A 25,700-nucleotide genomic window follows, 5' to 3' on the forward strand; every position below is an offset into this window, starting at 1 on the left:
CGGGGGCGGGTGGCGTCAGGCGGACGCGGGCTGCGCCGCGTGGCTGCGCACGGTGTCGGGCAGGGGCGTCGGGCGGCCGGTCGCGCGGTCGATCCAGACCATGACCACGTGGCCGTCGGCATGCAGCGTGGCGCCGTCGTCGGACACGATGCGGTGGCCGATGGTGACGCTGGAGGTGCCGATGCGATCGGCGATCAGTTCGACCACGACCTTCGCCGGATAGGGAATCGGAATGCGGTAGTTCATCTGCACCGCGGCCAGCAGCGGCGCGGTCGCGTCGGTGACCCAGGCCTCGCCCAGCGAGTCGAACCAGCGGATCCGCGCCTCCTCCAGATAGGTCATGAAGTTGGAGTTGTTGACGTGGTTGAACGCGTCGAGGTCGCGCCAGCGCAGTTCGATCGGCACGCGGATCAGCACGGGTGAGGCGGTCTCGCTCATGACTTCGAGGCTCTCTTCAGGACGGGGATCTTCTTCAGGGGAATCTTCTTCAGGGACGTCTTCTTCGCGGCTGCGACCTTCTTCTTCGCTGCCGCGGCCTTCTTCGCCGGCGTGGGCGCTGGCGCCGATGGCGCCGCCGGCGTCAGCATTTTCGCGAGGAACTGGCCGGTATGCGACTGCGGCATCGCCGCCAGCTGCTCGGGCGTGCCCTCGCCGACGATCATGCCGCCACGGTGGCCGCCCTCCGGGCCGAGGTCGACGACCCAGTCCGCGGTCTTGATGACGTCGAGGTTGTGCTCGATGACCACGACCGTGTTGCCGTCGTCGCGCAGCTTGTGCAGCACCGCGAGCAGGTGCTCGATGTCGTGGAAGTGCAGGCCGGTGGTGGGCTCGTCGAGGATGTACAGCGTGCGGCCGGTGTCGCGCCGCGACAGCTCCTTGGACAGCTTGACCCGCTGCGCCTCGCCGCCGGACAGCGTGGTCGCGCTCTGGCCGAGCTTGATGTAGCTCAGGCCCACGTCGACCAGGGTCTCGAGCTTGCGTGCGATCGGCGGCAGGTTCTCGAACAGCGCCAGCGCGTCCTCGACCGTCATCTCCAGCACGTCGTGGATGCTGTGGCCCTTGTAGAGGATCTCCAGCGTCTCGCGGTTGTAGCGCTTGCCGTGGCAGACGTCGCAGGGCACGTAGACGTCGGGCAGGAAATGCATCTCGACCTTCAGCAGGCCGTCGCCCTGGCAGGCCTCGCAGCGGCCGCCGCGCACGTTGAAGCTGAAGCGCCCCGGCGAATAGCCGCGCGCGCGCGCCTCGGGCACCTGCGCGAACAGCTCGCGCAGCGGCGTGAACAGGCCGGTATAGGTCGCCGGGTTCGAACGCGGGGTGCGGCCGATCGGCGACTGGTCGATGTCGACGACCTTGTCGAACAGGTCCAGCCCCTGGATGTCGCGGTACGGCGCCGGCTTGTGCGATGCGCCGTTGATCTCGTTGGCCGCCAGCGAATGCAGGGTGTCGTTGATCAGCGTCGACTTGCCCGAGCCGGACACGCCGGTGATCGCGGTGAACAGGCCCGAGTGGATGGTCAGGTCGACGTTCTTGAGGTTGTTGCCCGACGCGCCCAGCAGGCGCAGCTTCATCTTCGGGTTCGGCTTGTGGCGCCGGGTCGGGATCTCGATGCGCTTGCGGCCGCTGAGGTACTGCCCGGTCAGCGAGCGCGGCGCGGCGAGGATGGCGGCGTAGTCACCCTCGGCGACGACCTCGCCGCCGTGCACGCCCGCGCCCGGGCCGATGTCGACGATGTGGTCGGCCAGGCGGATCGCGTCCTCGTCGTGCTCGACCACGATCACCGTGTTGCCGAGGTCGCGCAGCCGGGTGAGGGTGCCGAGCAGGCGCTCGTTGTCGCGCTGGTGCAGGCCGATCGACGGCTCGTCGAGCACGTACATCACCCCGACCAGGCCGGCGCCGATCTGCGACGCCAGCCGGATGCGCTGCGCCTCGCCGCCGGACAGGGTGTCGGCCTTGCGTTCCAGGGTGAGGTAGTCGAGGCCGACGTCGACCAGGAAGCGCAGGCGCTCGGCGATCTCCTTGACGATCTTGGCGGCGATCTCGCCGCGCCAGCCGGGCAGGTCCATCGCCGCGAAGAACGCCAGCGCCTCGTCGATCGGCAGCACCACCAGCGACTCGATCGGCCGGTCGGCGACGAACACGTTGCGCGCGGCGCGGTTCAGGCGCGAGCCTTCGCAGGTCGGGCACGGGCGCTGGCTGATGTACTTCGACAGTTCCTCGCGCACGGCGGCGGACTCGGTCTCGCGGTAGCGCCGCTCCAGGTTCGGCACGATGCCCTCGAAACGGTGCTTGCGCTGGGTGCGCGCGCCCGAGTCGGTGATGTAGGTGAAGGTCAGCGTCTCGTCGCCGCTGCCGAACAGCACCGCGTCGCGCGAGGCCTGCGGCAGGTCCTGCCACGGCGTGTCGACATCGAAGCCGTAGTGCCTCGACAGAGACTGGATCAGCTGGAAGTAGTAGGCATTGCGGCGGTCCCAGCCGCGCACCGCACCGGCCGCCAGCGACAGCTCCGGATGCACGACCACGCGGTCGGGGTCGAAGAACTCGCTGACGCCCAGGCCGTCGCAGGTCGGGCAGGCGCCGACCGGCGAGTTGAACGAGAACAGTCGTGGCTCCAGCGCCGGCAGCGCGTAGTCGCAGACCGGGCAGCTGTACTTCGACGAGAACAGCTGCGGCTCGGCGGACGGGTCGTCGATCGACCGCACCGACGCCATGCCGTCGCCGAGCTTGAGCGCGGTCTCGAACGACTCGGCGAGACGCTGCTTGATGTCGTCGCGGACCTTGAAGCGGTCGATGACCGCCTCGATCGTGTGCTTCTGCCGCAGCGCGAGCGTGGGCAGCGCGTCGATCTCGTACAACTCGCCGTCGACGCGCACGCGCACATAGCCCTGGGCGCGCAGCTGCTCGAACACCTGCGCGTGCTCGCCCTTGCGCTCGCGGACCACAGGCGCCAGCAGCATCCAGCGCTGGTCCCGGTCCAGGGTCAGCACGTGGTCGACCATCTGGCTGACCGTCTGCGCCTCCAGCGGATAGCCGTGGTCCGGGCAGCGCGGGCTGCCGACGCGGGCGTAGAGCAGGCGCAGGTAGTCGTAGATCTCGGTGATCGTGCCGACCGTCGAGCGCGGATTGTGCGACGTCGACTTCTGCTCGATCGAGATCGCCGGCGACAGGCCCTCGATGTGGTCGACGTCGGGCTTTTCCATGACGCTGAGGAACTGGCGCGCGTACGACGACAGCGACTCGACGTAGCGGCGCTGGCCCTCGGCATAGATGGTGTCGAACGCCAGCGACGACTTGCCGGAGCCGGACAGGCCGGTGATCACGATCAGCTTGTCGCGCGGCAGGTCGAGATCGATGTTCTTCAGGTTGTGGGTACGGGCACCGCGAATGCGGATGGTGTCCATCGCCATCGGAGTCGGATCCAGTTTGTGGGGGCGGGGGAGGGCAGCCTGCGCACGCCGCCAGTGGGTTCTGGGGTGGACGCAGCAGCGACGTACGGACAGGGAACGGACGATCGACCAGACTACCGAGCCGGTGATTTGGGGGCAAATTCGGCGAACGCCAGTCTGGTCCCGGCACGTCTCATCCGGTGCGACAAGAGGGCGGCCCGCACGGGCGTGGGCAGGTGCCCGGGACGACAGGAGTCCTTCCGCAAGACGAGGCGAGGGCCCTCCCGATCGCCTGCCACGGGGCCTGTTTGACTCTAACTCACTGAACCCTCTACAATTCCGCTCCTGTCTGCCCTCGATGGCGGCAGAGACCACAATAACTACAGAGGAAGTCTGGTCATGAGTTATGCAGTACTCGTCACGGGCGGCAAGCAGTACCGCGTGATGGCAGGTGAGACGCTGCGCGTCGAGAAGCTCGAAGGCGACGTCGGCAGCGAGATCAAGTTCGACAACGTCCTGCTGCTGGGCGACAGCGACGGCGTGAAGCTGGGCGACGCGCTGAAGGGCGCCACCGTCACCGCCACCGTCAAGGCCCACGGCCGCGCCGACAAGATCCGCATCATCAAGTTCCGTCGCCGCAAGCACCACATGAAGCGCCAGGGACACCGTCAGCACTACACCGAAATCGAAATCACCGGAATCAACGGTTCCGGCGACAACAAGTAAGGAGAAGCAGTCATGGCACACAAGAAGGGCGTAGGTTCCTCGCGCAACGGCCGCGACTCCAACCCGAAGTACCTCGGCGTCAAGATCTTCGGCGGCCAGGCCATCGAAGCGGGCAACATCATCGTGCGCCAGCGCGGTACCCAGTTCCATCCGGGCGCCGGCGTCGGCCTCGGCCGCGACCACACGCTGTTCGCGCTGGTCGACGGCAAGGTCGAGTTCACGACCAAGGGTCCGAAGAACCGCCGTACCGTCAGCGTGGTGGCCGAGGCCTGAGCCTTGCGTTGCCCGCCGATGACGGCAGGATCCGGAAAGCCCCGCGGATAGCGGGGCTTTCCATTTGTGCGAAAGGAACGAGGACGGGGGTCGATGAACGGAGCGTCGATGGCGTTGTTGCTGGCGGGCGTGCTGTGCGCTTTCCCGGCATGCGCGGCCGATGCGCCGGGGTTCGACGACCGCAGCGCGATGCGGCTGCCCGAGTCGGTGACGGAAGTGCGGATGCTTGCGTTCACCTTTCCGGCGCCGTCGCCGGCGATGCAGGCGATGCTGGCCGATCCCGCGGCGTGGGCGCCGCCTGTCGGCGTGGACGAGGTCGGGGCAGACGTCGAGCGGAAGGCGTTCCGCATCCGTTTCGACGCTGACGGCTGGCTGGAATCCAGTGCATTGAACTGGTCCGGAGATGCCGGCTGGACGCTGTGGCTGCGCTGGTCGCGCATCGGGACGGCGCCGCCCTCGCGCGTCGAAGCCGTACTGGCACCGCCGCAGGTTCCAGGCGGCGACGCGATCGTGCTGGGGCAGGGCGACGTTCTGTATCCGGACCCGTTGGCGCAGGTCACCGACCTGGCCACGCGGCATCCGGTCGATGGTCTCGAACACCTGCTGCGGACGCGTCGCTTCGATGCCGAGGGACGTGCCGAGCGCACGGACAGCGAGACGCGTCGCGAAGACGGCAGCGTCGCGCGCGATGTCTTCGAGGTGGCCGCGCGCGATCCGCGCGGCCACGCGATCCGCGGCCGGCAGTTGCTGGGCGACCAATGGTTCGACCTGTCCATCCGCCGGATAGGCGGAGATGCCGGCGGCGACCTGCCTGCACGCGTGCTGACGCGGTTTACCCGCGCCGGCGATTGCGGCGAGGATGCTCCTGTGGCGCGCGCCGAACTCACACTTTACGAGTACCGATCACGATGAAACTCGTCGACGAAGTCGAAATCACCGTCACCGCCGGCAACGGCGGCAATGGCTGCGTCGGGTTCCGGCGCGAGAAGTTCATCCCGCTCGGCGGCCCGGACGGCGGCGACGGCGGCGACGGCGGCAGCGTCTGGCTGCAGGCCGACGAGAACCTCAACACGCTGGTCGATTTCCGCCACCAGACGATGTTCCGCGCCCAGCGCGGCGAGAACGGCATGGGCCGGCAGATGTACGGCAAGGGCGGCGATCCGCTGACGATCGTCGTGCCGGTCGGCACCGTGGTGCACAACGTCATGACCGACGAGGTCATCGGCGACCTGACCGAGCACGGCCAGCGCCTGCTGGTCGCGCGCGGCGGCAAGGGCGGGCTCGGCAACATGCACTTCAAGAGCTCGACCAACCGCTCGCCGCGGCAGTCCACGCCGGGCGAGCAGGGCGAGGAGCGCACGCTGAAGCTGGAACTGAAGCTGCTGGCCGATGTCGGCCTGCTGGGCTTTCCGAACGCCGGCAAGAGCACGCTGATCCGCGCGGTATCGGCGGCGACGCCGAAGGTCGCCGACTATCCGTTCACCACGCTGTATCCGAACCTCGGCGTGGTCAGCGTGGAGCCCGCGCGCAGCTTCGTCATCGCCGACATCCCCGGTCTGATCGAGGGCGCGGCCGATGGCGCGGGCCTGGGCGCGCTGTTCCTGCGCCACATCCAGCGCACCCGGCTGCTGCTGCACCTGGTGGAGATCGCGCCGCTCGACGGCAGCGACGCGGTCGACCAGGTGCGGGCGATCGAGCACGAGCTGGAGAAGTTCGACCCGGAACTGCTGCACAAGCCGCGCTGGCTGCTGATCAACAAGGCCGACACCCTGCTGCCGGAGGATGCGCAGGCCGAGGCGGAGCGGATCGTCGGGACGCTGGGCTGGCAGCAGCCGTGGTTCCTGATCTCGGGCCTCGCCCACGAAGGTACCCGAGAGGTGATGCTGAAGGTACAGGCGGCGATCGACGAACTCGACCGCGAGGCGCGCGAGGCGGCCGACGCGGGCTTACACTGACGGCAGGGGCCCCGGCAGGACACCACCGATCAGCGCATTCGAGTTCTTCTTCAGCTTCTATGGGCTGTTGCTCGGCCTTTCGGTGGCCGCGCTGGTAAGCGGGCTTGCGCAGGTCCTGCACGAGCGCGAACGGATCCGGTTCGGCTGGCTGACGCCGATGCTGGCGGTGTTCGTGGCACTGGACATCACGACGTTCTGGAACCAGGCATGGATCATCTTCCGGGGCGCGCCGTTCAACATCGCGATCCTCGTGACCGGCCTGGCAATCGCTGCCACCTTCTACGTCGCCGCCAGCGTGACCTTTCCGCGGGTGTCGGCCGGGGGCGTGGAGCGGCTCGATCTCGACGAGTACTTCTGGGCGAACCGGCGGCTGGTATTCGCCTGCATCATGACGTCCAACCTGATCGTGGTCGGGCTGTTCTGCATGCTTGCGGCCGCGGATCCCGGATTCGCCTCGATGGCGAGCTCGGTCAGGCTTTGGGTCGGGCTGGCGATCTTCGTCGTCGGCACGGCAACGGCCGCTTTCGCATCGCGGCGCAGAGTCGCCATCGGCGCCTTGGTCATGGTGCTGGCCTACAGCCTGTGGAACCTGACGTTCGCCGCCCGGACCCTGATCGCCGGGGGCGGTTGGTCGCCGGCGATCGGCGGCGCGTGAAGCCGGCGTGGGTCGGGGCAACGCCCCCGACGCACGGGATCCACAGGTCGGGAACCGGCGATCGCTTCCTGGATGCGTCCGGGTGTCGGGCGCGTAGGCCCGACCTGGCCTCCGAAAAGGGGAGGCCGACACGCCGAGAATCCGCAGCGTTGGCCCGCCGCGTTTCCGCCCTGGACGGCGACCACAAAATCGCGGGGAGCGATTTTTGACGTCTCACAGCGACGGCCCGCAGGGTGTCTGCCATGGATGGCGGACGCAAAAAACCCGGCCACATGCCGGGTTCTCTGTCGATCGCGCAGCGCCTTGCGGCGCCGTCGCCGGATCAGGCGGCCTGCAGGGCCTTGATGCGTGCGGTCAGGCGGCTCTTGTGACGGGCTGCCTTGTTCTTGTGGATCAGGCCGCGCGAGCTGAAACGGTCGAGGATCGGCTGGGCGACCTTGAAGGCCTCCTGCGCGCCGGCGGCGTCATTGGCGTCGAGCGCCTTGAGCACCTTCTTGACGGCGGTGCGGAGCTGCGAGCGCTGGGCGGAGTTGCGCGCGTTGCGCACGACGGTCTGCTTGGCGCGCTTCTTGGCGGACTTGATGTTTGCCACGATGGATTCCTGGAAGCTGGACGTGTGAAAATCCGGCTCGGCCGGACGAGTGGAAATTCGAGCAGGAAATTATGGTGGTTTCAGATACTTGCGTCAACCGGCCCCGGCTGAACGGATTCCGGGCGTGACTGCGCCCGATCCGGCCGCGGCCACCCCCCCGAAAACGCGCCGCGGCGGGCTGCTGCGCTCCAGCGCGGTATTCAGCGCGATGACCCTGCTGTCGCGCATCGCCGGGTTCGCCCGCGACATGCTGCAGGCGACGCTGTTCGGTACCGGCGGGGCGATGAGCGCGTTCATCGTCGCCTACCGGATCCCGAACTTCCTGCGCCGGGTGTTCGCCGAGGGCTCGATGGCGATGGCCTTCGTGCCGGTGCTCAACGAGATCAGGGAGCGCGGCGACAAGGCCGCGCTGAAGTCCTTCGTCGACGCGATGGCCGGGGCGCTGTGCGCGGTGGTGCTGGTGGTCTGCGCGCTGGGCATGCTGGCCGCGCCGCTGGTCGCGCGCGTGTTCGCGCCGGGCTGGGCCGAGCAGCCGGAACTGCTGGCGCAGACCGCGCAGATGCTGCGGATCACGTTCCCGTACCTGCTGTTCATCTCGATGATGTCGCTGGCGGCCTCGATCCTCAACAGCCACGGCCGCTTCGGCCTGCCGGCCTTCACCCCGGTGCTGCACAACCTGACGATGATCGCGGCGATGCTGTGGCTGGCGCCGCGCTTCGAGGTGCCGCCGTTCGGCCTGGCCTGGGGCGTGCTGATCGCCGGCTTCCTGCAGATGGCGCTGCTGTGGCCCGCGCTGCGGCGCTACGGGTTGCTGCCGCGGCTGCGGCCGGGCTTCCGCCATCCGGACGTGCGCAAGGTCGGACGGCTGATGCTGCCGACGCTGTTCTCCTCGTCGGTGGCGCAGGTGAACCTGCTGGTCGGCACCGCGTTCGCCTCGCTGCTGGCGGCGGGCAGCGTCGACTGGCTGTACTACTCCGATCGCCTGGTCGAGTTCCCGCTGGGCCTGTTCGGCGTCGCGCTGGGCACGGTGATCCTGCCGCACCTGTCGCGGCGGCACGCGGCGGCCGATACCGACGGCTACAACGCCTCGCTCGACTGGGGCCTGCGCATGGCGCTGCTGGCCGGCGTGCCGGCCGGCCTCGGCCTGCTGCTGCTGGCCGAGCCGATCACCGCGACGGTCTACAACTACGGCGCGTTCACCGCGTTCGATACCCGCATGGCGGCGGTCAGCCTGTCGGCGATGAGCCTGGGCGTGCCGGCGTTCATGCTCAGCAAGGTGCTGGCGCCGGCGTTCTATGCGCGCCAGGACACGAAGACGCCGATGCGCGCGGCGATCTGGACGGTAGCCGCGAACGTCGGCCTGACGATCCTGCTGACCACGCCGCTGTGGTTCTACGACGTGCCGGGCGCGCATGGCGGCATCGCCCTGGCCACCGCGCTGGCCGGCGTGCTCAACGCGGCGCTGCTGTGGCGCTACCTGCGCCGGCGCGGGATCTTCACCCCGCAGCCGGGCTGGGCGCGCTACCTGCTGCGGCTGGCCGGCGCCTGCGCGGCGATGGCGGTGGTGGTGGTCGGCCTGCGCCTGTGGATCGGCGACTGGACCGACATCGCGCGGGTGCCGCAGCGCATCGGCTGGCTGCTGCTGGTGATCGGTGCCGGCGCCGGGGCCTACGCCGCGGCGATGCTCGCGCTGGGCCTGCGGCCGCGGCATCTGCGGCATTGAGCAGAGGGCAGGGGGCAGGGGGCAGGGGCCGGAGGACAGGGAAAAGCAAGTGCCTCGTCCGCCATCGCTTTTCCCTGTCCTCCGGCCCCTGCCCCCTGCCCCCTATAATGACCGGTCATTTTCCCGGAACGCGCCTGATCCGCATGGCGCGTTCCGTCCGACGGGACGACATGAGCAGGCTGTTTCGCGACATCGCCGGCGATCCCCTGTGTGCCGACGGCAGCGTGGTCTGCATCGGTGCCTTCGATGGCCTGCACCTGGGCCATCAGGCGCTGGTGCGGCAGGCGGTCGCGCGGGCGCACGTGCTCGGGGTGCCGGTGGTGGCGCTGAGCTTCGAACCCCTGCCGCGCGAGTTCTTCGCCGCCGATGCGCCGCCGCCACGGCTCGGGCCGGTACGGGCCAAGGTCGAGGGCCTGCGCGCGCTGGGCGTGGATGTCGTCGGCCTGCTGCGTTTCGACGCGCGGATGGCGGCGATGACGCCCGATGCCTTCGTCGAACAGGTACTGGTACAGCGGCTGCGCGCGCGCGAGGTCTGGGTCGGCCCGGGCTTCCGCTTCGGCCACCGCCGTGCCGGCGACATCGTGACGCTGCACGCGCTGGGCGAGACCGCGGGCTTCGTCGCTGGCGAGATCGTGCCGCTGGTCCTCGATGGTGAACGGGTGTCGAGCACCCGGATCCGCGCCGCGCTGGTCGCCGGCGATTTCGCCGCCGCCGCGGCGCTGCTCGGCCGGCCGTACGCGGTGTCGGGCCGGGTCGTGCATGGCCAGCGCCTGGGCCGCACGCTGGGCTATCCGACCGCCAACCTGCGCTTCGGCGGCAGGGTGCCGGCGCTGCGCGGGATCTACGCCACGCGCGTGCGCGGGGTCGAGGACCTGACCGGCAGCGCGGCCCCGTGGCCGTCGGTGTCGAGCTTCGGTACCCGGCCGACCGTCGGCGGCGTCGAGCCGCTGCTCGAGGCGCACCTGTTCGATTTCGATGGCGACCTGTACGGCCGCCGCATCGAGGTCGAGTTCGTCGCGCGGCTGCGCGACGAGGAGAAGTTCTCCGATCTGTCGGCGCTGGTCGCGCAGATGGACCGCGATGCCGCGCAGGCAAGGCGCCTGCTCGGTCCGCCCCCCGAGTCCGCACGCACGCGTGCGGCACCCCCACAAGCAGCACAACGACAGGGTTTCGCGTGAGCGCAGAGTCCGGTTCCAACCCCTACAAGTCGACGATCCACCTGCCGTCGACCGATTTCCCGATGCGCGGCGACCTGCCCAAGCGCGAGCCGGCGACGCTGGCGCGCTGGGAGGAGGAAGGCCTGTACGCGCAGCTGCGCGCGCATGCCGCCGGGCGGCCGCGGTTCGTGCTGCACGACGGCCCGCCGTATGCCAACGGCGCGATCCACCTTGGCCATGCGGTCAACAAGATCCTCAAGGACATCATCGTCAAGTCGAAGTCGATGGCCGGATTCGACGCGCCCTACATCCCGGGCTGGGACTGCCACGGCCTGCCGATCGAGATCGCGATCGAGAAGAAGTGGGGCAAGGTCGGGGTCAAGCTCGACGCGGTCGAGTTCCGGCAGAAGTGCCGCGAGTACGCCAACGCGCAGATCGACATCCAGCGCCGCGACTTCAAGCGCCTGGGCGTGATCGGCGACTGGGACAATCCCTACCGCACGCTCGATTTCCGCTTCGAGGCCAATGAGATCCGCGCGCTGGCCAAGGTCATCGACAACGGCCACCTCACCCGCGGGGTCAAGCCGGTGCACTGGTGCTTCGACTGCGGCTCGGCGCTGGCCGAGGCGGAGATCGAATACGCCGACAAGGTGTCGCCGGCGATCGACGTGGCCTACGCCGCCCGCGACAGCGCGGCGTTCGCGCGTGCGTTCGGGGCGACGCTGCCGGCCGACGTCGGGATCGCGGTGCCGATCTGGACCACGACGCCGTGGACGCTGCCGGCCTCGCTGGCGGTCTCGCTCGGCGCGGAACTGGAGTACGTGCTGGTGGAAGGCCCGGCGCATGCCGGCAGGCGCCGCTGGCTGGTGCTGGCCGAGCCGCTGGCCGAGCGCGCGTTGCGCCGCTACGGCGTCGACGGCGACGTCGTCGTGCACGGCCGCGTGCCCGGCGCCGCGCTCGAACACCTGCTGCTGGCGCATCCCTTCTACGGCGAGCGGGACATTCCGGTGATCCTGGGCGAGCACGTCTCGGCCGAGGACGGCACCGGCGCCGTGCACACTGCGCCCGGTCACGGCCAGGACGACTACATCGTCGGCAAGGCCTACGGGCTGCTGGACCGCTACAGCGCCGCCCAGATCAACCCGGTCGACGGGCGCGGCGTCTACCTGCCGTCGACGCCGCCCGCCGGCGACGTCGTGCTGGCCGGCCTGCATATCTGGAAGGCCAACGACGCGATCGTCGACGTGCTGCGCGGCAACGGCACGCTGCTGGCGTTCGCGAAGCTCGAGCACAGCTATCCGCACTGCTGGCGGCACAAGACCCCGATCGCGTTCCGCGCCACGCCGCAATGGTTCATCTCGATGGAGCAGGCGCACCTGCGCCGCGACGCGCTGGCCGCGATCAGAACCGTCAAGTGGTATCCTGAATGGGGCCAGGCGCGCATCGCCGGCATGGTCGAGGGCCGCCCGGACTGGACCATCTCGCGCCAGCGTACCTGGGGCGTGCCGATCGCGCTGTTCGTGCACCGCGAGACCGGCGAGCCGCACCCGCGCAGCACCGAGCTGATGCGCGCGGTCGCCGACCGCGTCGAGCGCGAGGGCGTTGACGTCTGGTACTCGCTGGACGCGGCCGAACTGATGGGCAGCGAGGCGGTGCACTACGACAAGATCACCGACATCCTCGACGTCTGGTTCGACTCCGGCGTCACCCACGAATGCGTGCTGCTCGAGCGCGGCCTCGGCAAGCCGGCGGACCTGTACCTGGAAGGTTCCGACCAGCACCGCGGCTGGTTCCAGTCGTCGCTGCTCACCGGCGTCGCGATCGACAGGGCGGCGCCGTACCGGCAGTGCCTGACCCACGGCTTCACCGTCGACGAGCACGGCCGCAAGATGTCCAAGTCGCTGGGCAACGGCATCGAGCCGCAGGACATCATGAAGACCCTGGGCGCGGACATCCTGCGCCTGTGGATCGCATCGGCCGACTACAGCAACGAGATGTCGCTGTCGCAGGAGATCCTCAAGCGCAACGCCGACGCCTACCGGCGCATCCGCAACACCGCGCGCTTCCTGCTCGGCAACCTCGCCGGCTTCGAGCCGGCGCGCGACCTGCTGGCCCCGGCCGACATGGTCGCGCTGGACCGCTGGATCGTCGGCCGCGCGTTCGCGCTGCAGCAGCGGATCGCCGACGCCTACGCCCGCTACGACTTCGCCGAGATCGTGCAGGCGCTGCTGAACTTCTGCAGCGTCGACCTCGGTTCGCTGTACCTCGACGTCACCAAGGACCGGCTGTACACGATGCCCGAGCATTCGGCCGGCCGCCGCAGCGCGCAGACCGCGATGTACCACATCGTCGAGGCGTTCGTGCGCTGGATCGCGCCGGTCCTGAGCTTCACCGCCGACGAGATGTGGGCCTACCTGCCGGCACCGGCGACCGGCACGCGCGAGGCCAATGTCCAGTTCGCCACCTGGTACGAGGGGCTGGTGCCGCTCGACGGGGACGCGCCGTGGTCGAACGAGGACTTCGAGCGCGTGCTGGAACTGCGCGAGCAGGTGTCCAGGGTGCTCGAACCGATGCGCGCCAGCGGCGCGATCGGCGCCGCGCTCGATGCCGAGATCGAACTGCGCTGCAGCGTGGCCGACCAGAACTGGCTGTCGCCGGTCATCGACGAACTGCGCTTCCTGCTGATCAGCGGCGACGTCAGCATCGTCGGCGACGAGGACAGCGCGCTGATCGGCGTGTCCGCGCGGCCGACCGACAAGCCCAAGTGCGTGCGCTGCTGGCAGCGCCGCGCCGATGTCGGCAGCGACGCCGCGCATCCGCAGCTGTGCGGGCGCTGCGTGGAGAACATCGCGACCGACGGCCGCGACGGCGGCGGCGAAGTGCGGAGGTGGTTCTGATGGCCAGGGCCAGGCCCGATGCATTGCCGTGGCTGCTGCTGTCGGCCGCGGTGATCGTGCTGGACCAGTTGAGCAAGTGGTGGGTGCTGACCTCGCTGCCCGAGTACACCGCGATCCCGGTCATCGACGGCGTCTGGAACTGGTACCGCACCTACAATACCGGCGCGGCGTTCAGCTTCCTCGCCAGCGCCGGCGGCTGGCAGAAGTGGTTCTTCACCCTGCTTGCGTTCGGCATCTGCGCGGTGCTGACCTGGTGGCTGACCCGGACCCCGCGCCGCGACTGGCGGACCGCGCTGCCGTTCGCGCTGGTCATCGGCGGCGCACTGGGCAACGTCATCGACCGCCAGATCCACGGCCACGTCGTCGACTTCATCCAGTGGCACTGGCGCGACTACTACTGGCCGGCGTTCAACCTGGCGGACGCGGCGATCGTCGGCGGCGCGATCGGGATCGCGCTGTTCGGGCTCTTCCCGGTGAAGAAGAAAGCCTGACTCTGCGGGGGGAGAGCTTCGGCCGTCGGATCGGGGCACCTCTGCCTGCGGGAGAGGTCGACGCGCGAAGTGCGTCGGGCGAGGGGGCTTTGGAAGAGGGTTGCCCCCGATCTTGCGTAGGTCGGCCCCACGCGGCCGACATGCGCTTGGCGTCGGGGGCGTTGCCCGACCTACGATCGCGTCCTGGCGTTACCCACCACGCAGGGAAGGGCGATCGTGCCGTGCGGGAGATGCTCCGTCGCGCTCGTTGCCCCTCCATTCCCACAGCCTTCGGTAAACTCCGGTTCTCATGGATATCGTCCTCGCCAATCCCCGCGGCTTCTGCGCCGGCGTCGACCGCGCGATCGAGATCGTCAAGCGCGCGATCGAGCTGCTCGGCGCGCCGATCTACGTGCGCCACGAGGTCGTGCACAACCGTTTCGTGGTCGAGGACCTGAAGCGGCGTGGCGCGATCTTCGTCGAGGAGCTCGACGAGGTGCCGGACGGCAACACGGTGATCTTCAGCGCCCACGGCGTCTCGCAGGCGGTGCGCGAAGAAGCCGCGCGGCGTGGCCTGAAGGTCTTCGATGCGACCTGTCCGCTGGTCACCAAGGTGCATTTCGAGGTCGCGCGGCATTGCCGGGCCGGCCGCGACGTGGTGCTGATCGGGCATGCGGGCCATCCCGAGGTCGAGGGCACGATGGGACAGTGGCGCGCCGAGGCCGGTCGCGGCTCGATCTACCTCGTCGAGGACGAGGCCGACGTCGAGGCGCTGGTCGTCGGCCAGCCGGAGAATTTCGCCTACACCACCCAGACCACGCTGTCGGTCGACGACACCCGCAGCGTCATCGCCGCGCTGAAGGCGAAGTTCCCGGCGATCCAGGGGCCGAAGAACGACGACATCTGCTATGCCACGCAGAACCGCCAGGATGCGGTACGCGACCTCGCCCGGCAGTGCGACCTGGTGCTGGTGGTCGGTTCGCCGAACAGCTCCAACTCCAACCGCCTGCGCGAACTGGCCCAGCGCGACGGCGTCGAGGCCTACCTGATCGACGGCGCGGCCGAGATCGACCCGCGCTGGGTCGCCGGCCGCCGCCACGTCGGCGTCACCGCCGGCGCGTCGGCCCCCGACATCCTGATCCAGGGCGTGCTCGATCGCCTGCGCGAACTGGGCGCCAAGGGCATGCGCGAGCTCGACGGCGAACCGGAAAGCATGGTGTTCGCGCTGCCCAAGGAACTGCGGGTGCAACTGGTCGATTGACCGCAGCCGAGGCGCTGCCTAGAATTCACGCCCCATGCCGGAATAGCTCAGTTGGTAGAGCGGCGCATTCGTAATGCGTAGGTCGTAGGTTCGATTCCTATTTCCGGCACCAGACACCAAGCCCCCGGAAGCCCAGCTTCCCGGGGTTTTTTTTTTGGTTCTTCGCCCAAGTCCGGGGAAGACGGTCGTCCGACCTTGCGTAGGTCGGCCCCACGCGGCCGACGTGCGCGGTGTCCGGATTCGCGATCGGCGCCGTCTGGTGTCGGGGGCGTTGCCCCGACCTACGACAGGTGAATCCCGGGAATCGGCGAAGAACCCCTCCCGTGCACAGAATGGCCAGGGAATGGTCCAATCCGTGATTCAGCGGCGAACGGACGACATCTTGCATCAGTCCCAATTTGGGACTAGCATCGCCGCATGAGAGTCATCGCCGTCAGCGCCCTGAGGGCGTTCTGGGAACGTCACCCTGACTCGGAGCAGCCCCTCAAGGCCTGGTACGACGAGGCGAAACATGCCGCTTGGCTCTCGCCGCAGGACATTCGCAATCACTACGCGAGTGCCAGTTTCGTGGGCAAGAACCGTGTGGTGTTCAACATCAAAGGTAACGACTACAGGTTGATCGTGGCAGTGGCCTATCGCTTCCAGGCTGTCTACATCAAGTTCCTGGGAACGCATGCCGAGTACGACAGGATCGACGCCGCAACAGTGGAGGCGCTATGAACATCCATCCCATCCGTGACGAACAGGACTACAAGGCCGCCCTTCGTGAGCTGTCGGCCTATTTCGATGACGAGCCGGAGCCGGGTACGGAGGATGGCGATCGCTTCGAGGTTCTCGCCACGCTGGTCGAGGCCTACGAGACCAGGACCTTCCCGATCGAGGCGCCGGATCCGATTGAGGCCATTCGCTTCAGAATGGAGCAGGGAGAGCTGACGGTCAAAGACCTGGTGCCCTCGATCGGGAAGCCGAACAGGGTCTATGAGGTGCTTAACGGCAAGCGGAGCCTCACCATCGGCATGATCCGCAACCTGCATCGGAATCTGGGGATCCCGGCGGAAAGTCTGATCGGAGCATAGGGGCTGAAATCGAGTCCGTACGAATGATCGGTAAGCCGAAAAGAGCGGCGCATTCGTAATGCGCAGGTCGTAGGTTCGATTCCTGTTTCCGGCACCAGTTTCGACCCGACGGGCAGCCTCGCGGCTGCCCGTCCGCGTTTCCGGCGTGCGGGGTCACGCCGCCGCCAGGCGGTTGCGGCCCGCGGCCTTGGCGCGGTACAGGGCGGCGTCGGCATCGCGCATCCAGTGCTGCAGGGTGTCGTGCTGGTCGCGGACATCGGCGACGCCGACGCTGACCGTGCAGGCGAGCCCGGGCGCGGCGTCGAACGCCAGCGCGGCGATCCTGGCGCGAATGCGTTCGCCGATTTCGCGCGCATGCGGCAGTCCGGTGTCGTTGAGCAGCACCGCGAATTCGTCGCCGCCGATGCGCGCCGGCACGTCGCTGGGACATACGGCGTCGCGCAGCACGTCGGCCACGGCCTTGACCACCACGTCGCCGGTGCCGTGGCCGTAGTGGTCGTTGATGTCCTTGAAGCGGTCGATGTCCACCAGCAGCAGCGCCGCAGGCCGCACGTGGCGCCGGAACAGCGCGTGCGCCCGCATCGCGCTCGCGTCGAAATGGCGGCGGTTGGGCAGGTTGCTGCTGGCATCGGTGAGGTTGAGGTGTTCGAGCTGGCGGTTCTGCCGCGAGATCGTCTTGCCGAGGCGGTAGGTGACGACGCTCAGGGCGACGTTGTAGCCGAACAGCAGCGGCAGGCAGGCGAGCAGCGTGCGCAGCGACATCTCCGGCGCGAACGGGAATCCGAGCATGGCCCAGCCGGCTGCGAACGCCAGCAGCAGCGCCACGGTCGAGCGCCGCACCATGCGCCAGCCGCCCGCGGCGATCCGGTCGGTGGTCAGCGCGGTGACGATGATCGCCGTCGGCAGCGGGCTGACGGCGATCATCGCGAGCCACAGCCCGCCGAACGCGGCATCGAGCACCAGGTTGCGGTATTCGGCCGCGAGCGGGTCGGCGGCGCGTTGCGACCACTGGTTGGCCAGGTGCGGCCAGACCAGCGCGTTGCCCGACAGGGCCACCCAGACCCATGCCGGCACGCCGCGTTCCAGCAGCACCGATGCGATCGGCAGTGCGCACAGCGCGGTGCCGAGCGTGCGCATCCGGTAGGTGCGATGGATGAAGTGCCGGACCGAGGTCGTTGACCGGTCGGCGATGTCGGTTTGGTTCGGCATCCGGGCTGGCGTCCCCTGCGCTGTGTCCGGTGGCGTGCTGAGATGCGGATTGTAGGGGCTTCGGCGGAAGGTCCATGAATACGCCGTGCGCCTGCGCGGTGGCGAGGCGACGTGGCGGGCGTGCGGACCGGACGGATCTCGGCCATTGCGACCGCCCGCGGGTATCCTGCGCCGTCGCCCGCGTCAGGAACCTTCCGTGGTCAGCCCCCCGTCCAAAGCCCGCGCCGCCAAGGCCCGTACCGCCTACGTCTGCAGCGAATGCGGCGCCGACTACAGCAAGTGGCAGGGCCAGTGCGGCGCGTGCGGGGCGTGGGACACGCTGTCGGAGATCGTGCTGGAATCCGCGGCCGCGGCGAAATCGCCGGCGTCGCGCCGGTCGGGTTGGGCCGGCAAGGTCGACGCGCCGAAGGTCATGGCGCTCAAGGACGTGCAGCAGGGCGAGGACGTGCGGGTGTCGACCGGCATCGGCGAGTTCGACCGGGTGCTCGGCGGCGGCCTGGTCGAAGGCGCGGTGGTGCTGGTCGGCGGCGACCCGGGCATCGGCAAGTCGACGCTGCTGCTGCAGGCGCTGGCGCAGATGGCCGGCACGCTGCCGGGGCTGTACGTCACCGGCGAGGAGTCGCTGGCCCAGGTCGCCGGCCGCGCGGTCCGGCTCGGGCTGTCGCTCGACGGCCTGCACGCGCTGGCCGAGACTGGCATCGAACGGATCCTCGAACACGCGTCGGACCTGCGTCCGCGGCTGATCATCGCCGACTCGATCCAGACCCTGTGGACCGAATCGCTGACCGCCGCGCCCGGTTCGGTCAGCCAGGTGCGCGAGTCCGCCGCGCGGCTGGTGCGCTACGCCAAGGAGACCGGCACCGCGGTGTTCCTGGTCGGCCACGTGACCAAGGAGGGCGGCATCGCCGGTCCGCGCGTGCTCGAGCACATGGTCGATGCGGTGCTGTATTTCGAAGGCGACAGCGGCAGTCGCTTCCGGGTCATGCGGGCGTTCAAGAACCGCTTCGGCGCGGTCAACGAACTGGGCGTGTTCGCGATGGGGGACAAGGGCCTGAAGGAAGTGCCGAACCCGTCGGCGATCTTCCTGTCCGGCGGCAGCACGCCGCAGCCGGGCAGCTGCGTCATGGTCACGCGCGAGGGCACGCGGCCCCTGCTGGTCGAGGTGCAGGCGCTGGTCGACGCCTCGCCGCTGTCGAATCCGCGCCGGGTCGCGGTCGGCATGGAGGGCAACCGTCTGGCGATGCTGCTGGCGGTGTTGCATCGCCACGGCGGCATCATGACCGGCGACCAGGACGTGTTCGTCAACGTGGTCGGCGGCATCCGCGTGCAGGAGACCGCGGCCGACCTGCCGGTGCTGCTGTCGGTGCTGTCGTCGCTGCGCGATGCGCCGCTGCCGGAGAAGACCATCGCCTTCGGCGAGGTCGGCCTGTCGGGCGAGATCCGCCCGGTGCCCAACGGCGAGGAGCGCCTGCGCGAGGCGGCGACGCACGGCTTCAGGCGCGCGATCGTGGCGAAGGCCAACGCGCCGAAGGCCGGCAGCTACAAGGGCATGGAGGTCATCGCCGTGGAGCGGCTGGCCGAGGCGCTGGAACATGTCTGAGCCGCCGCCGGGATTCCGCGTGCTGCGCGGACGCCTGGAGCGGCTCGACGGCAACCGGCTGCTGCCGCGCGTTTCGGCGTCGGACATGCTGTACCGGCTGCGCATCGGGGACGAATGGGTCTTCCTGCGCCAGAGCGACTTCGTGCAGCTGCTGGGCGGCCCGATCGCCACGCTGCAGGAGGGCCTGGGCACGGGACGGGGCGGGATCGACGTCGTCGCCGGCGTGACCACGACGACGGGCAGGACCTGGCTGCGCTGGCTTCGCGCCGATGGCGTGGACCTGGCGCCGATGGCGATGTGGGCGATGTCGCGCTCGTCCGCCGGCCTGCTGCTGTGCGCGCTGGCATGCTTCGCGGCGTTTGCCGCCGGCGCCGCCTGGCTGTCGTCGACCGGCGCGCTGGATGGCCCGGTCGGTGCATGGATCCTGCTGCCGATCCTGCTGGGCGCGGTGCTCGGTTGCGGCGGCATCGGCCTGTTGCTGGTGTTCCTGTTCTCGTTGCCGGTGGTGTGCGTGCGCGAACGCTGGGATGCCGAACGCGGCTATCGCGCAAGCCGCGGGGCGGTGCGATGACCGACGCCGCGATCGCCGGCCGGATGCGGTGCTACGAGGGCGTGCTGGCGGAGGCCGACCGCGGCACGCACACGACCTGGCATGCGGTGCACGTGAACAACTGGCAGGTCCGCAGCATCGACAGCGACCGGATCGGCTTCCGCCTCGACGGCCATGCCCCGCTGTTCCGCCTGCGCAGCCTGGGTGCGGGGCAACTGTTCCTCGGCGCCGGCGACCGCCTGCGCGTGGCCGGGGTGGAGGACGCGGACGGCGTGACCGTCTACGGCATCCGCAATCTCGCCGACGGCAGCGTGTACGCGACGGTCCCGGTCGATTCCGTATCGGCCGCGACCCGGCACATCCTGCCCGGGATCGCGGCGCTGGCCGGGATCGTGGTGACCGGCGCGATGCTGTGGCAGGGAACGGCAGGCCGCTCCGATTACCTGGAGGTCGCCGGCGTGACGGCCGCGATGGCCGGCCTGTTCTACCTGATCGGCTGGCTCGGTCGACGCATCGGACTGGATCGTGCGGAACTCGGGCCGCACGCGAACCGCGGCGGCGATGCCGAGATGTCGCGCGCGCTGGACCTGCTCGAGGTTGCGCCCGGAGCGGCGGTGTTCCCGTTGTAGTGGTGGCGCTTTTCCGGCCGCGGGACGTCCCGGTTGCCCGCCGGCCTGCGTGTGCAATGATCGCGCCGATGACCAGCCCCCGCCACCGCGCGATGGCGCGCGCGATCTCGATCGCCCTGCATCCGTTCCCGTTGTTCGCCGCGCTGGCGCTGCTCGTGGCGTGGCGGCTCGCCCCGGACGCCCTGCCGCGCACTGCCGTGGGGATCGGCGCGGCGATCGCGATCGTGTCCGTCTTCATCTGGCAGCGCCGGCGCGGCGGCCACTGGCAGACCGTCGATGCCTCGCGGCGACAGGAGCGGCCGCTGCTGTACCTGCTCGCGCTCGCGGTCGCCGCGGGCTACTGGCTGTGGATGGGCGGGCGCGGATCGGCGACCTCGTCCGGCGTGCTGGCGGCGGCCCTGATGCTGTGCGTGGCCGGCATCGCCAACCACTGGATCAAGCTGTCGCTGCACATGGCCAGCCTGGCGTTCGCGGGCGTGGTGCTGCTCGGGCTGCTGCCGTCGGCGGGGATCGCCGCGCTGCTGCTGGTCCCGCCGCTGGCGTGGTCGCGGCTGCGCATGGCGCGCCATACCCTGCCCGAAGTGATCGGCGGCACGGTGCTGGGCGCCGCCGCCGGCGCCGCGCTGCTGGCGATGGCCTGATCCCATCCAGACGCCGCCCGTGCGTTCCTGCCGGGCTGCGCAGGTGCCGTTGCCGTTGCCGTGCAGGAAAACGGTCGCGCGTCCGCGCGGCAGCGCCGGGCGGGATCAGTGCCCGCCACCCGCCGCGCCGCCCGTCTTTGCGGCGAACGGCGGCTTCGCGAGCCAGACGAACACGATCACGACCAGGAACAGGATGCCGAGCACGTGGAAGATCTCGTTGAACCCGATCTGCACGGCCTGCTGCGAGATCATCTGGTTCAGCGCCATCGCACCGCGCTGCGGATCGCCCTGGCCGAGGGCCGCGACGGTCTGCTGGATCGCCGGATCGTGCGCGGCGATGTGTTCGGTCAGCTGCGCGTGGTGCACGGTGCTGCGCTGGTTCCAGGCCCAGGTCGTCAGCGACGCCGCGAAACTGCCGCCGAGCGTGCGGCAGAACGTCGCCAGGCCCGAGCCCGCGGCGATTTCGTGCGGCTCCAGGTCCGACAGCAGGATGCTCAACACCGGCATGAAGAACAGCGCTACGCCCAGGCCCTGCCACAGCTGCACCACGGCGACATGCGGGAAGTCGACGTCGAGGTTGAAGCCCGAGCGCAGGAAGCTGGTGAAGGCCATCACCATGAACGCGAAGCTGGCAAGGATGCGCAGGTCGAACCGCGGCGCGTACCTGCCGACCAGCGGCGTCAGCAGCACCGGCAGGATGCCCACCGGCGCGGTCGCCAGGCCGGCCCAGATCGGCGTGTAGCCGAGGTTGCGCTGCAGCCACAGCGGCACCAGCAGGCCGACGGCGAAGAACGCGGCGTAGCCGAGCACCATCGCCAGCGTGCCGAACGCGAAGTTGCGGTGGCGGAACAGCCGCAGGTCGACGATCGGGTCCTTCTCGGTGAGCTCCCAGATCAGGAACACCGCCAGGCCCAGCACCGCGACGACCGCGAGCACGACGATCTTCGTCGACGCGAACCAGTCCTCGTCGTTGCCGAGGTCGAGCAGGGTCTGCAGCGCGCCGACGCCGAGCACCAGCGTGACCAGCCCGACGTAGTCCATCTTCGGCGTCCCGAGCTTCTCCGGCCTGCCGCGCAGCTGGCCGGCGACGACGACGCTGGCGAAGATGCCGATCGGTACGTTGATGAAGAAGATCCATTCCCAGCTGTAGTTGTCGGTGATCCAGCCGCCGAGGATCGGACCGCAGATCGGCGCGACGACGGTCACCATCGCCAGCAGCGCGATCGCCTGTCCGCGCCTGGCGGGTGGATAGATCGAGATCAGCAGCGCCTGGGTGACCGGGTACATCGGGCCGGCGACGAAGCCCTGCAACGCGCGTGCCGCGACGAGCAGGCCCATGCTCGTCGCCAGGCCGCACAGCAGCGACGCGATGACGAATGCGGACGTCGCCCAGACGAACAGCCTGCGCTCGCCGAAGCGGCGGGTCAGGTAGCCGGTCAGCGGCAGCGCGATCGCGTTGCTGACCGCGAACGAGGTGATGACCCACGTCGCCTGGTTGGAACTCGCGCCGAGGTTGCCGGCGATCGTCGGCAACGACACGTTGGCGATCGTGATGTCGAGCACCTGCATGAACGACGCCAGCGCAAGGCCGATCGTCGTCAGCGCGAGGTTGGGCGGACGGAACGCGGTCGGCGCGGCGGGCGTCGGGGACGCCGGCGCCGCACCCTCGGCGGTCGTGGTGGACATGGTCGGTGCTCGCGGTCGATGCGTGGTGCGCGGCTCAGCGGCGCGCGGTCGCCGGCGCCGGCAGGTTCCGTTCGATGGTGCGGGCGATCAGCGCATTCGCGGCCTGCAGCTCGTCGGCATAGGCCTGCGTCGACATCAGCGGCGTCGCGTTGCGCGCGCTGTCGGCGGCGAGCACCGGGCCATCCTGGTCTCGGATCGAGACGTCGACGTGCATGCTCAGGCCGAGCCGCAGCGGATGCGCGGCGACTTGGGCCGGATCGAGCTCGATCCGCACCGGCACGCGCTGGACGATCTTGATCCAGTTGCCGCTGGCATTCTGCGCGGGCAGCAGCGAGAACGCGCTGCCGGTGCCCATGCCGAGGCTCGCGACCCGGCCGTCGTAGCGCACGGCGCTGCCGTAGAGGTCGGCGCGGACCTCGACCGGCTGGCCAATGCGCATCTTCGTCAGCTGGGTTTCCTTGAAATTGGCTTCGACCCAGACCTGCTCCAGCGGCACGATCGTCATCAGCGTGTTGCCCGGCTGCACGCGTTGGCCCAGCTGGACCTGGCGCCTGGCGACGTGGCCCGACACCGGTGCGACGATCGCCGTGCGCTGCAGGTCGAGATACGCCTGCCGCAACTGCGACGCGGCCGCTTCGACCTGCGGCTGGCTGGCGATCCCGGCCGCGTCGACCAGCGCGCGGCTGCGCGACAGCTGGCCGCGCGACGACGACAGCGCGGCCTCGGACGCGGCCAGCACGTCGCGCGCATGCGCCAGTTCCTCCTGCGACACGGCGCCGCTGGCGACCAGGCCCTCGCGGCGCCCGACGTCGGCGCGCGCCTGGGCGACGGCGACCTGGCGCGCGGCCAGGTCGGCCTGGCCCGCATCCACGCTGGCGTACAGGCCGCGGACCTGGCGCACAGTGCCGGCGAGGTTGGCGACGGCCTGCTCGAAGGCGACCTGCGCGTCATTGGGATCCAGGTGCACCAGCGCCTGGCCGGCCTCGACCTTCATGCCGTCGTCGGCGTCGATCGACACGACCGTGCCCGATGTCTGCGGCACGATGCTGACGACGTTGCCCTGGACGTAGGCGTCGTCGGTGTCCTGGTGCCAGCGCGCGACCAGCAGGTAGTACGCCAGCCAGCCGACGCAGGCGGCGACGGCGACGCCTGCGAGCAGCAGCAGCGCGCGACGACGCCTGCCGTTCGACGGCGCAGGGGACGGGATCGGCGTGCTGGTGGCGCTTGGATTGATCTGTGACGTCATGGCGAGATCGCCCGGGCAAGGTCGTGAGTGGAGGAGGGAGGGGCGGCGGGGGCGAGGCCGCCGCCGAGCGCGTGGTCGAGATCGACCGTCGCCGTCAGGCGCTGCGCGCACAGCGCCGCGCGCTGCTGCTCGAGCTGGAACAGCGGGCGCTGCGCGGCCAGCACGTCGAGCTGGTTGCCGAGGCCGGCGTCGTAGCGCGCCTGCGCCAGCGACAGCGCGGCATCCGCCGCCGTCAGCGCCGCGTCGACGGTCGCGATCTGCGCATCGAGCGAGCGTGCGGCCTGCACCGCGTCGGTGACCTCGCGCAGCGCGGCGACGAGCACCTGGTTGTAGCCGGCGACGGCGAGGTCGTAGTCGGCGTCGCGCTGCGCCAGTCCGCTGCGCAGGCGGCCGCCGTCGAAGATCGGCAGGCTCAGGGCCGGGCCACCGAAACCGAGCAGCGCGTCGCTGCCGAACAGGTCCGACAGGCCGCCGGACGCGAGGCCGACCAGTGCGCCGAGATCGACGCTCGGCCGGAACGCGGCCGTCGCGGCCGCGATGCCGCGGCCCGCGGCCTCGACGCGCCAGCGCGCGGCGACGACGTCGGCGCGATGGCCCAGCAGCTCGCTCGGCAGCACGGCGGGAATGGCGGGCGGGGGCGCGGTGAGCAAGCGCGGCGGCGCGATGTCGAGGCCGCGATCCGGCCCCTTGCCGAGCAGCGCGGCGAGGGCATTGCGCAGCGCGTCGATCTGCTGTCGCGCGGCCTGGCCCTGCTGGCGCGCGATGCCGATCGTGGTCTCGGCGTTGCGCAGCTGCAGCTGGTTGTCGAGTCCGGCATCGACACGCTGCCGGCTCAGCGCCATCAGCCGCGTCGCGCGTGCCTGCTCGCGGTTGGCGACGGCGTCGGCATCGAACGCCTGCGCCAGCGCGATGTAGGTCCGGGCGACGTTGGCCGACAGCGTCAGCCGCGCGGCCTGTGCATCGGCTTCGGCGGCACGCGCCTGACCGACCGCGGCCTCGTACCGCGCGCGCTGGCCGCCCCACAGGTCGGGCGTCCAGGCGAACTGCAGCATCAGCACGGCGCTGGTCTTCAGCTCGCCGCCAAGCGGGTCCGGGGCGATCGTCTCCGGCAGTTGCACGCCGCTGTAGCGCGCGCTGGCGCCGAGCGTCGGTCGGCGTTCGGCATCGGCGAGTCCCGCCTGGGCCAGCGCGGCGCGCGTCCGCGCATCGGCCGCCGCGAGCGACGGGCTGTCGCGCAGCGCTTCCCGGATCAGCGCATCGAGCTGTGGATCGCCGAGCGTGATCCACCAGTCGTCCGCGGGAAACGCCGCGGCGCTGAACGTGCCGCCGGACAGGCTGCGGGCGCTGTACAGCGTGTCCGCCCCGGTCGGGCTCAGCTGCGGTTGCAGGCCCCGGCTGCTGGCACAGCCGGCGAGCGCCAGCGCGGAGGCCAGCAACAGCACGGCCGGCGCCCGGCGGGGGGCGCGTCGGATACCGGATGACATGGTCATTCCCCGGGAAAGGAAAGGTTGTCGCGGACCTGCGCGAGCAGGCGGGTCAACTGGCGTTGTTCGTCCTTGGACATGCCGTCCAGCGCGCGTTCGAGCACCCGGCGGCCGCACTGGTCGATCTCGCTCCAGATCGTGCGTCCCCGGTCGGTCAGGTCGATGTGCAGCGCCCGCCGGTCGCGCGGATCCACGACCCGCGTCACCAGCCCATGCGCGACCAGCTTGTCGATCAGCCGGGTCATCGCACCCGGATTGAGGCAGGCCGCACGCGCCAGTTCGGTGGCGCCGACGGTGCCGGCGGCGATCTTCTTCAGGGTGATGTACTGGCTGAAGGTCAGTTCATGGCCGGCCTGCGCCAGCTCGTGCGCCATCCGCGCCCACATGGCGTCGCGTACCTGCCGGACCAGCAGGGCCAGCGACGAGGCGCTTTCGTTGGGGGCGCGCGTGGCTTGCATGGCGCGGCATGATCCTCGCCAATGCAATA

24 protein-coding genes and 1 tRNA gene are annotated in these 25,700 nt (G+C 69.9%); 17 read left to right on the forward strand and 8 right to left on the reverse strand.

The window, feature by feature from the left end; all coding sequences use genetic code 11:
* Window positions 1–15: 15 nt before the first annotated feature.
* Both LDO26_RS08830 and uvrA read right to left on the reverse strand, forming a co-directional pair.
* A complete protein-coding gene (locus LDO26_RS08830; RefSeq protein WP_232130721.1) occupies window positions 16–438 on the reverse strand; it encodes an acyl-CoA thioesterase in 423 nt (140 codons plus the stop codon).
* Window positions 435–3,404, reverse strand: a complete 2,970-nt coding sequence (gene uvrA, locus LDO26_RS08835) for an excinuclease ABC subunit UvrA (protein WP_232130722.1) — start codon at window positions 3,402–3,404, stop codon at window positions 435–437. The genes LDO26_RS08830 and uvrA overlap by 4 nt, the downstream gene beginning before the upstream one ends.
* Before the next feature lie 378 nt (window positions 3,405–3,782).
* Between uvrA and rplU the strand changes: the two genes are divergently transcribed.
* The 5 genes from rplU (at window position 3,783) to LDO26_RS08860 (ending at window position 6,992) form a co-directional block, all read left to right on the forward strand.
* Window positions 3,783–4,109: a 50S ribosomal protein L21 gene (gene rplU / locus LDO26_RS08840; protein WP_232130723.1), complete on the forward strand. Its 327-nt coding sequence runs from the start codon at window positions 3,783–3,785 to the stop codon at window positions 4,107–4,109.
* 12 nt (window positions 4,110–4,121) lie between these two features.
* Window positions 4,122–4,382: a 50S ribosomal protein L27 gene (rpmA, locus tag LDO26_RS08845; RefSeq protein WP_232130724.1), complete on the forward strand. Its 261-nt coding sequence runs from the start codon at window positions 4,122–4,124 to the stop codon at window positions 4,380–4,382.
* A 93-nt stretch (window positions 4,383–4,475) separates the two neighbouring features.
* Window positions 4,476–5,294 (forward strand): hypothetical protein, encoded by an 819-nt coding sequence (locus LDO26_RS08850; protein ID WP_232130725.1) that lies wholly within the window; start codon window positions 4,476–4,478, stop codon window positions 5,292–5,294.
* Complete coding sequence (cgtA, locus tag LDO26_RS08855; protein ID WP_232130726.1) at window positions 5,291–6,337, forward strand: Obg family GTPase CgtA; 1,047 nt, start codon at window positions 5,291–5,293, stop codon at window positions 6,335–6,337. The genes LDO26_RS08850 and cgtA overlap by 4 nt, the downstream gene beginning before the upstream one ends.
* A 67-nt stretch (window positions 6,338–6,404) precedes the next feature.
* Window positions 6,405–6,992: a hypothetical protein gene (locus LDO26_RS08860; protein ID WP_232130727.1), complete on the forward strand. Its 588-nt coding sequence runs from the start codon at window positions 6,405–6,407 to the stop codon at window positions 6,990–6,992.
* A gap of 322 nt (window positions 6,993–7,314) precedes the next feature.
* Here the strand turns inward: LDO26_RS08860 and rpsT are convergent, their stop codons facing one another.
* Window positions 7,315–7,584, reverse strand: a complete 270-nt coding sequence (gene rpsT, locus LDO26_RS08865; RefSeq protein ID WP_232130728.1) for a 30S ribosomal protein S20 — start codon at window positions 7,582–7,584, stop codon at window positions 7,315–7,317.
* Between the two features lie 178 nt (window positions 7,585–7,762).
* Between rpsT and murJ the strand changes: the two genes are divergently transcribed.
* From murJ to LDO26_RS08905, 8 genes are all read left to right on the forward strand, one after another.
* Complete coding sequence (gene murJ, locus LDO26_RS08870; RefSeq protein WP_255682134.1) at window positions 7,763–9,307, forward strand: murein biosynthesis integral membrane protein MurJ; 1,545 nt, start codon at window positions 7,763–7,765, stop codon at window positions 9,305–9,307.
* 170 nt (window positions 9,308–9,477) lie between these two features.
* On the forward strand, window positions 9,478–10,485 hold the full coding sequence (locus tag LDO26_RS08875) for a bifunctional riboflavin kinase/FAD synthetase (protein WP_232130729.1): 1,008 nt from the start codon (window positions 9,478–9,480) through the stop codon (window positions 10,483–10,485).
* A 62-nt stretch (window positions 10,486–10,547) separates the two neighbouring features.
* Entirely contained in the window at window positions 10,548–13,361 is a 2,814-nt protein-coding gene (gene ileS / locus LDO26_RS08880; RefSeq protein WP_232130801.1) for an isoleucine--tRNA ligase, read from the forward strand.
* On the forward strand, window positions 13,361–13,852 hold the full coding sequence (gene lspA / locus LDO26_RS08885; RefSeq protein ID WP_232130730.1) for a signal peptidase II: 492 nt from the start codon (window positions 13,361–13,363) through the stop codon (window positions 13,850–13,852). The genes ileS and lspA overlap by 1 nt, the downstream gene beginning before the upstream one ends.
* 289 nt (window positions 13,853–14,141) lie before the next feature.
* Window positions 14,142–15,092: a 4-hydroxy-3-methylbut-2-enyl diphosphate reductase gene (gene ispH, locus LDO26_RS08890; RefSeq protein WP_232130731.1), complete on the forward strand. Its 951-nt coding sequence runs from the start codon at window positions 14,142–14,144 to the stop codon at window positions 15,090–15,092.
* Window positions 15,093–15,128: 36 nt separating this feature from the next.
* Window positions 15,129–15,204 (forward strand) — tRNA-Thr (locus LDO26_RS08895).
* A gap of 305 nt (window positions 15,205–15,509) precedes the next feature.
* Entirely contained in the window at window positions 15,510–15,812 is a 303-nt protein-coding gene (locus LDO26_RS08900; protein WP_232130732.1) for a type II toxin-antitoxin system HigB family toxin, read from the forward strand.
* Window positions 15,809–16,168, forward strand: a complete 360-nt coding sequence (locus LDO26_RS08905; protein ID WP_232130733.1) for a helix-turn-helix domain-containing protein — start codon at window positions 15,809–15,811, stop codon at window positions 16,166–16,168. Before LDO26_RS08900 ends, LDO26_RS08905 begins: the two co-directional genes overlap by 4 nt.
* A gap of 153 nt (window positions 16,169–16,321) precedes the next feature.
* On the opposite strand, the gene LDO26_RS08910 is transcribed toward LDO26_RS08905, so the two are convergent.
* A complete protein-coding gene (locus LDO26_RS08910) occupies window positions 16,322–17,377 on the reverse strand; it encodes a diguanylate cyclase (RefSeq protein ID WP_232130734.1) in 1,056 nt (351 codons plus the stop codon).
* A 196-nt stretch (window positions 17,378–17,573) separates the two neighbouring features.
* Between LDO26_RS08910 and radA the strand changes: the two genes are divergently transcribed.
* The 4 genes from radA to LDO26_RS08930 all read left to right on the forward strand — a co-directional run bounded on the left by radA (window position 17,574) and on the right by LDO26_RS08930 (window position 20,797).
* Entirely contained in the window at window positions 17,574–18,977 is a 1,404-nt protein-coding gene (gene radA, locus LDO26_RS08915) for a DNA repair protein RadA (RefSeq protein WP_232130735.1), read from the forward strand.
* Complete coding sequence (locus tag LDO26_RS08920; protein ID WP_232130736.1) at window positions 18,970–19,548, forward strand: hypothetical protein; 579 nt, start codon at window positions 18,970–18,972, stop codon at window positions 19,546–19,548. Before radA ends, LDO26_RS08920 begins: the two co-directional genes overlap by 8 nt.
* On the forward strand, window positions 19,545–20,156 hold the full coding sequence (locus tag LDO26_RS08925) for a hypothetical protein (RefSeq protein ID WP_232130737.1): 612 nt from the start codon (window positions 19,545–19,547) through the stop codon (window positions 20,154–20,156). The genes LDO26_RS08920 and LDO26_RS08925 overlap by 4 nt, the downstream gene beginning before the upstream one ends.
* A 68-nt stretch (window positions 20,157–20,224) precedes the next feature.
* Complete coding sequence (locus tag LDO26_RS08930; RefSeq protein ID WP_232130738.1) at window positions 20,225–20,797, forward strand: hypothetical protein; 573 nt, start codon at window positions 20,225–20,227, stop codon at window positions 20,795–20,797.
* Window positions 20,798–20,902: 105 nt separating this feature from the next.
* Here LDO26_RS08930 and LDO26_RS08935 read toward each other — a convergent pair whose 3' ends face one another.
* The 4 genes from LDO26_RS08935 to LDO26_RS08950 are packed head-to-tail and all read right to left on the reverse strand — an operon-like array spanning window position 20,903 to window position 25,671.
* Complete coding sequence (locus LDO26_RS08935; protein ID WP_255682121.1) at window positions 20,903–22,483, reverse strand: DHA2 family efflux MFS transporter permease subunit; 1,581 nt, start codon at window positions 22,481–22,483, stop codon at window positions 20,903–20,905.
* A 34-nt stretch (window positions 22,484–22,517) separates the two neighbouring features.
* Window positions 22,518–23,729, reverse strand: a complete 1,212-nt coding sequence (locus LDO26_RS08940; RefSeq protein ID WP_232130739.1) for an HlyD family secretion protein — start codon at window positions 23,727–23,729, stop codon at window positions 22,518–22,520.
* The gene (locus LDO26_RS08945; protein WP_435594056.1) at window positions 23,726–25,219 is read right to left on the reverse strand and encodes an efflux transporter outer membrane subunit; all 1,494 of its coding nucleotides are present in this window, start codon (window positions 25,217–25,219) and stop codon (window positions 23,726–23,728) included. Before LDO26_RS08945 ends, LDO26_RS08940 begins: the two co-directional genes overlap by 4 nt.
* A complete protein-coding gene (locus tag LDO26_RS08950; protein ID WP_232130741.1) occupies window positions 25,216–25,671 on the reverse strand; it encodes a MarR family winged helix-turn-helix transcriptional regulator in 456 nt (151 codons plus the stop codon). Before LDO26_RS08950 ends, LDO26_RS08945 begins: the two co-directional genes overlap by 4 nt.
* Window positions 25,672–25,700: the final 29 nt, after the last annotated feature.

Source organism: Proluteimonas luteida, assembly GCF_021191695.1.
Lineage (GTDB): Bacteria > Pseudomonadota > Gammaproteobacteria > Xanthomonadales > Xanthomonadaceae > Luteimonas > Luteimonas luteida.